Raw genomic sequence first — 6,260 nt, 5'->3', positions numbered from 1 at the left:
TCGAACGAAGCACGAACAACACCTACCGATCTAATAATTGATACCATTATTATATCACATTAACGCTGTGTCGTGTTGAACCAATTAGACAAAAGATAGGCTGTCGAGACTTTCTCGACAGCCTGGAAAGGCTGCCGTTATGGCAGCCTTTCTGGCGTTCTTCGGTATATGATCGTCGAGCTGACCGCCAGCAAGGCGATAACGGCCAGCCCCCAATAAATATTCGAATAGGATGCGGAGAGAGGGAGGCTGTGCTGCCACTCCAGAGCGCTTGCCGCCAGCGCCACGCTGAACGCGCCGCTGAAAAACTGCAGGAGCTGGAATAAGCCCATGCCGGAGCCGATCTGCTGGTCTGGCAGTATACGGGACATCTCGTTGGACACGCTGCTGGACACAATCGTGAAGCTAAGGCTCATTAACATGTAGATGAGCAGAATGGCCAGCCACGAGCGGCCGATGAGCAGTCCGAACAGCAAGGTCGAGACGAGGATGAACGGCGGCGCGTATCGAAGCAGAACGGTATTGCCGTAACGGTCGATCGCCGCGCCGATTTTCCGGGAAGCGAGCATGGCGAGAAGCGAGCCCGGGAAGATGACGAAGCCCGCATGGCTGGCGGTCATCTCGAAGCGGTGAACGAGAACCTGCGGCATCAGGAACAAGGTGGCGAAGCTGCACATGTATGAAGCAATTCCTATCGCGGCCAGTGCCATGTAACGGCCATTGCGGAACAGCGACGGCTGGACGAACGGCTCCTTCGCGCTTCGAATTCGTACGATGAACAGCAGGATCCCGAGCATTCCCGCAGCTAGAGCGAGCAGCGAATAGCTTGTCAAAAACAAGAGGATGCCGGTTGTTCCGAGCGACAGGAGCAGCGCGCCCCATAGATCAAAGCTCCCGCGGGAAGGCCGTTCCTCCGGCAGCAGCTTCAGGAACAACGGAATGAGGAGCAGCGAAGCAGCCGTCACGGCAAATAGGTATGGCCAGCCGAAATACTCTACGATGGCTCCGCCCGCGACCGGACCTAGGCCGAGACCAAGCGAAACGGCCGACATAATCGTCGCCATCGCCTTGCCGCGGCGCGAAACCGGAATATAGCGTGACAACAGCACGATCGATAACGAGATGATGCCGCCTGCGCCGGTTGCTTGCGCGATACGGGCGAGGAGAAGCATGAGGAAGCTCGTGCTGAAGAAGCCGGCAATCGCGGCGGTCCCAAGGAGCAGCAAGCCTATAACGAATAAGCGGCGAATCGGGACAAAGTCGGAAAGACGGCTGTATGTAATGGACGCGATGGCGAATACAATGGAATAACCCGTCACGATCCAAGATGCGGCGGAAGGGGTGATGCCGAATGCCGACGTAACGTCGGGCAGCGCCAGATTGAACATGGCCGTGTTCATGATCATGAGCACAACGGCAAGACCGAGCAAGCCTATGAGCAGCCCTTCCCGCGGCAGCGCGGCTGAGGATGTATCACTTGCCAGGGTTTTATGCCGATCGACGGCAGCCTGGTGAGCATTCATGAGGGGTTCCCCCGCTTTCTAAAGTTCTATTGTTCGATTATCATCGAACATTTGAAATATAGCATGCGTTGCTTTAAAATGCAATTAGAAGTTGTGCGGAACGCTGTCTTCGCATGGCCGTTCCAGCCAAAAAAGGAGAAGAATGTCGATGAAGGTGCTGTATCATCCGGACCGCAAGGAAATCAGGCTCGCGTCCGTCCTCTACGCGCTAAGCGACCCGGTGCGCCTGCACGTAGTTTCGCAAATTCGCAGACACGGCGAGCAGGCATGCAACAGCTTCAATGTGCCCGTGGCCAAGTCGACGTTGTCCCACCACGCCAGGACGCTCCGCGAATCCGGCGTCATCCGTACTCGCATACAAGGTACGCAGAGGATTCTGTCCCTTCGGACGGATGATTTGGAGAGCCGCTTTCCCGGCTTGCTCGACTCCATTATGCAGGCTTACGAGTCATCCGAAGATGCTAGGAGAGACTTATCCGGCGAATGGAGTGCCCAAGCGGCAGCAGACGACCATTCCATATAACGGCGCAAGCCGCAGCAGCCCCGTGCCCTATAAAGCACGGGGCTCTTTTGCGTTTCGGGAGGAATGGGGGCTTCTTTGAATGACTTCCGGCGCGTCCCATCTGGTCGGAATTGGACTAAGGATTGGTCGTCAGACGGGCAGATGGCGGATGTAGCGGGGAGTAAAATTGGAGCAAACGACAAGGGGACGGTGGTTGGCGTGCGCGCGCTTGTACGAATAGGCAAAGTATTCTCCTTCCTGGTCACGATGACCGGTGTTGGCATTTGGTGCGTCATCCGAAGATCTCCCGCGCCGTTCATCCGCTGGTTCCGCCGGTTACCCGATCCCGGTCCGTCGGCGCCTCTCCATCTGGCGGATTATGAACGGATGGTCGATACGCATCGGAATCTCGAGTATCCTTCCCGCTATGGATCCAATCGGCTCGATCTCTATCATCCGAAGGAAGGCCGCGACAAGCTGCCGACGATCCTCTGGGTGCACGGCGGCGGCTTCGTCAGCGGGGATAAGTCCGGAACCGCGTATTGGTGCACGATGATGGCGAGCCAAGGCTACACGGTGGTCAGCATGAACTACGAGGTCGCGCCGGAGGCGAAGTATCCCGCGCCCGTGGTGCAAATGTCCGAGGTCTATGACTATTTGAGCGTCATTGCGGGCGACTATCCGACTCTGGATATGTCTCGTCTTATAATCGGAGGCGACTCCGCGGGAGCGCAGATCGCATCGCAGTTCATCGCGATTCAGACGAATCCCGAATTAGCCGGCCTGACGGGAATTGAACAGGTCGTGCCGAAGGGGGCGCTGCTGGCCGCGCTGCTGTACTGCGGCCCCTACAATGTCAATCGTCTGGCCGACGCGAAGGGGCGGCTCGCGCGATTTTACCTGAACCACCTGGGCTGGGCTTATATCGGGGAACGGGGATGGAGGAACAGCGCCAAAGCCGCGCATGCATCCACCGTTCACTATGCGACGGGCAATTATCCTCCGACGTTTATTACCGACGGCAATACGGGGTCCTTCGAGAAGCACGGCCGCGAGCTGGCGGAGAGGCTGCGGTCGAGAGGCGTTCCGGTAACGTCCTTGTTTTATCCAATGTCGCATGGCATCGTGCATCACGAATATCAGTTCAAGCTGGATACGGCCGAGGCCGGAGAATGCTTCGAGATGACCTTGTCCTTCCTTGAGGAGTGCTTGGGACGAGGGAATTCGATCCGGCGGATCGATCACCAAGAGAATAGCGGTTAGAACGGAAGCGATGTGCCCGCCCTGCCTAGGGTTTGGCGCATTGCTTTTTTTCATGAGATGCGAATAAAACCATGTCGAATGAATGCGGATGCGCGGTCGTTGGTATACGGAAAGGATTTATTTTCCTCGAACTGGATAGAATGCTAAGAGATATTGTCGAATGGAGGCGGTGAAATGGGCGGACTGTTCCAAACCTTTAGAAAGATTGTGGCCGGCGGAGCCTCCCCGAAGACGCCTCCTCCAGCGAAGCCGGAAAGACAAGAGCTGCAGGCTCGGCTCAGTGACAGCCTTCCCGTCATTCGCTCCCGAATCGGGAACAGCCCTGACGTCATCGTCCGGGAAATCATGATCCATCAAGGACCTGTTCCGCTGGGAGCGGCCCTGATCTATACGGACGGGCTGGCCAATATTACGGACATGCTGGAGTCCTTGCTGGCATCGGGCAGAGAGGCGGAGGCCTCCCCGTCGCCCGACGAGCCCGTCATGCAGCGGCTCAAACAAACTATCCTGACGGTCGGGGACATTAAGGACGTGTCGGATTACGAAACATTGATCCACGCCGTGTTGTCCGGAGATTCCGTCCTGCTGGTGGACGGCTGTGCGGAGGGCGTCATTGCCAGCACGAGGAATTGGGAGGACAGAGGGGTTAACGAGCCGTCCAGCCAGCAGCTCATCCGGGGACCGCGCGACGGCTTCTCCGAGACGCTCCGCACCAATACCGTACTCCTTCGCCGGAAAATAAAAGATCCGAATTTATGGATGGAGATGAAGCAAATTGGCCGCGTTACGAAAACTGACGTTGCCATGGTATATATTAAAGGCATCGCAAATGAGAAGGTCGTGGGAGAAGTGCGCTCCCGGCTGGATCGGATCGATATTGACGCGATACTCGAGAGCGGCTACATCGAAGAGCTTATTCAGGACGAGACGTATACGCCGTTCCCGACTATCTACAATTCGGAGAGACCGGACGCCGTCGCGGCCGGCCTCCTCGAAGGGAGAGTGGCGATCGTCGTGGACGGCACGCCGTTCGTGCTGCTCGTCCCGGCGCTCTTCACCCATTTCCTCCAAACCTCGGAGGACTATTACCAGAGAGCCGATATCGGCACGCTTATCCGAATGCTCCGGTACTTGGCGTTGTTCATTTCTTTGCTGGCGCCTGCCGCTTATATCGCCGTCACGACCTTTCATCAGGAGATGATTCCGACGCCGCTCCTGATCAGCGTCGTGGCTCAGCGGGAAGGTATTCCGTTCCCGGCTTTGGTCGAGGCCCTGCTAATGGAGGGGACGTTCGAAATATTGCGGGAAGCGGGCATCCGCATGCCGAGGGCGATCGGACAGGCGGTATCCATCGTCGGCGCGCTCGTCATCGGACAAGCGGCCGTCGAGGCGGGGCTCGTTGGTCCGGCTATGGTCATTATCGTATCGATTACGGCGATCTCCAACTTCGTCATCCCGTCTTTCAACATGGGCATTACGATTCGGATGATCCGATTCCTGCTCATGGTTCTCGCGGCAACGTTCGGACTGTTCGGCATCATGGTGGGGCTGATCGCGATGGTGCTCCACTTGTGCAGCCTTCGGTCGTTCGGCGTGCCGTACATGGCGCCGTTCGCTCCGTTCATTCTGGAGGATCAGAAGGACAACATCTTCCGTCTTCCGCATTGGATGTTGGTTACGAGGCCGCGCCTCATAAGCCAGACGAATACGACAAGACAGCGCAGCACCAAGGAGAACAACCCCAATACGTAATAGGCAAGGTATAGCTTATGAACATGACTCGGTATATAAAATTTTTTTTTCCGCTGCTGGCGCTGGCGCTGCTGACAAGCTGCTGGAACAGCAGGGAGCTGAACGACATGTCGATCGCGTCCGCGCTCGGCTTCGACCAGAAGGGGGATTCCGTTCAGGTATCCGTCCAAATTATCAACGCCAGCCAAATCGCGGCGACAAGAGGCGGCTCGGGAGAACGGCTGCCGATCATGACGCAGCGGGCCGGGGGCCGCACGTTATTCGAGGCGGTTCGGGCGTTGACGACGAAGACCCCGCGCAAGGTATACGCATCGCATATACGATTGCTCGTCATCGGCGAGCAATTGGCGCGGAACGGGATTGCCGATGTGCTCGATTTCGTATCGAGGGACCATGAATTTCGGACCGACTTCTACATCGTCATCGCCAAAGACACGACAGCGAGCGATGCGCTGAAGGTGTTGACGCCCCTTGAGAAGCTCCCGTCGAACAAGCTGTTCTCCTCCCTGGAGTCGGCCGAGGAGAATTGGGGCGTAACCGCGACGGTCGATCTTCACGAGCTCATATTCGATATCGTCAGCAAAGGCAAAGATCCAGCTTTGGCAAGCATAACAATCGTGGGCAGCGTTCAGACAGGCCAGAGCAAAAAGAACATGGAAAACGTGACTCCCGCCGCTTTCGAGAAGTACAACGGACTAGCCGTATTCCGCAAGGATAAGCTGGTAGGCTGGCTGAACACCAAGGAGAGCAAAGGTTATAGCTTCGTCGTCGGTAATATGAAAAACACGGTCGTTCGAACAGGTTGTCCAGGCGGAGGATCGCTTGCGGTCGAGCTGAACCGGTTCAAACAGAAGGTCAAAGGGAGCATGAACGCGGGGAAGCCTTCCATTCGCGTGGATTTACAGCTGGAAGGGAACATCGGGGATGTCGAATGCGGCATCGATCTGGGGAAAACGGCGTCCGTGGCCGAGGTGGAAGAGGCGATGAGCGACCAGGTCCGCGGGTTTGTCGAAGCGGCGGTCAAGAAGGCGAAGTCTTACAGGGCGGACGTGTTCGGGTTCGGCAACGCCATCCATCGCGCAGATGCAAGAGCGTGGAAGGAGCTGGAGGATGACTGGGAGGAGGAGTTCGTCCATTTGCCGGTCGAGGTGAATGTCGAGATGAAGATTCGCCGTACAGGCTCGGTCATTCAATCATTCTTGGAAGACATGGAGGACTAG

The 6,260-nt window shown here is 56.9% G+C and carries 5 protein-coding genes; 4 read left to right on the top strand and 1 reads right to left on the bottom strand.

Going from position 1 to position 6,260, the window contains the following annotated elements; translation table 11 throughout:
* Window positions 1–137: 137 nt before the first annotated feature.
* Window positions 138–1,523, bottom strand: coding sequence for an MFS transporter (locus NQZ67_RS24165; RefSeq protein WP_257451013.1), 1,386 nt, complete (start codon window positions 1,521–1,523; stop codon window positions 138–140).
* Between the two features lie 148 nt (window positions 1,524–1,671).
* On the opposite strand from NQZ67_RS24165, the gene NQZ67_RS24160 reads away from it, so the two are divergent.
* From NQZ67_RS24160 to NQZ67_RS24145, 4 genes are all read left to right on the top strand, one after another.
* Complete coding sequence (locus tag NQZ67_RS24160; RefSeq protein ID WP_257451012.1) at window positions 1,672–2,046, top strand: ArsR/SmtB family transcription factor; 375 nt, start codon at window positions 1,672–1,674, stop codon at window positions 2,044–2,046.
* 198 nt (window positions 2,047–2,244) lie between these two features.
* Window positions 2,245–3,288 carry an alpha/beta hydrolase gene (locus NQZ67_RS24155; protein ID WP_257451011.1) on the top strand — a complete coding sequence of 348 codons (1,044 nt, stop codon included), beginning with the start codon at window positions 2,245–2,247 and terminating at the stop codon, window positions 3,286–3,288.
* Between the two features lie 174 nt (window positions 3,289–3,462).
* The gene (locus NQZ67_RS24150; RefSeq protein ID WP_257451009.1) at window positions 3,463–5,040 is read left to right on the top strand and encodes a spore germination protein; all 1,578 of its coding nucleotides are present in this window, start codon (window positions 3,463–3,465) and stop codon (window positions 5,038–5,040) included.
* A gap of 17 nt (window positions 5,041–5,057) precedes the next feature.
* Window positions 5,058–6,260 carry a Ger(x)C family spore germination protein gene (locus NQZ67_RS24145; protein ID WP_257451007.1) on the top strand — a complete coding sequence of 401 codons (1,203 nt, stop codon included), beginning with the start codon at window positions 5,058–5,060 and terminating at the stop codon, window positions 6,258–6,260.

The sequence above is a fragment of the Paenibacillus soyae genome, from assembly GCF_024623455.1.
Taxonomy (GTDB): domain Bacteria; phylum Bacillota; class Bacilli; order Paenibacillales; family Paenibacillaceae; genus Pristimantibacillus; species Pristimantibacillus soyae.
Note: the sequence above shows the minus strand (reverse complement) of the source record. Positions and strands in the feature narration are given on the sequence as shown.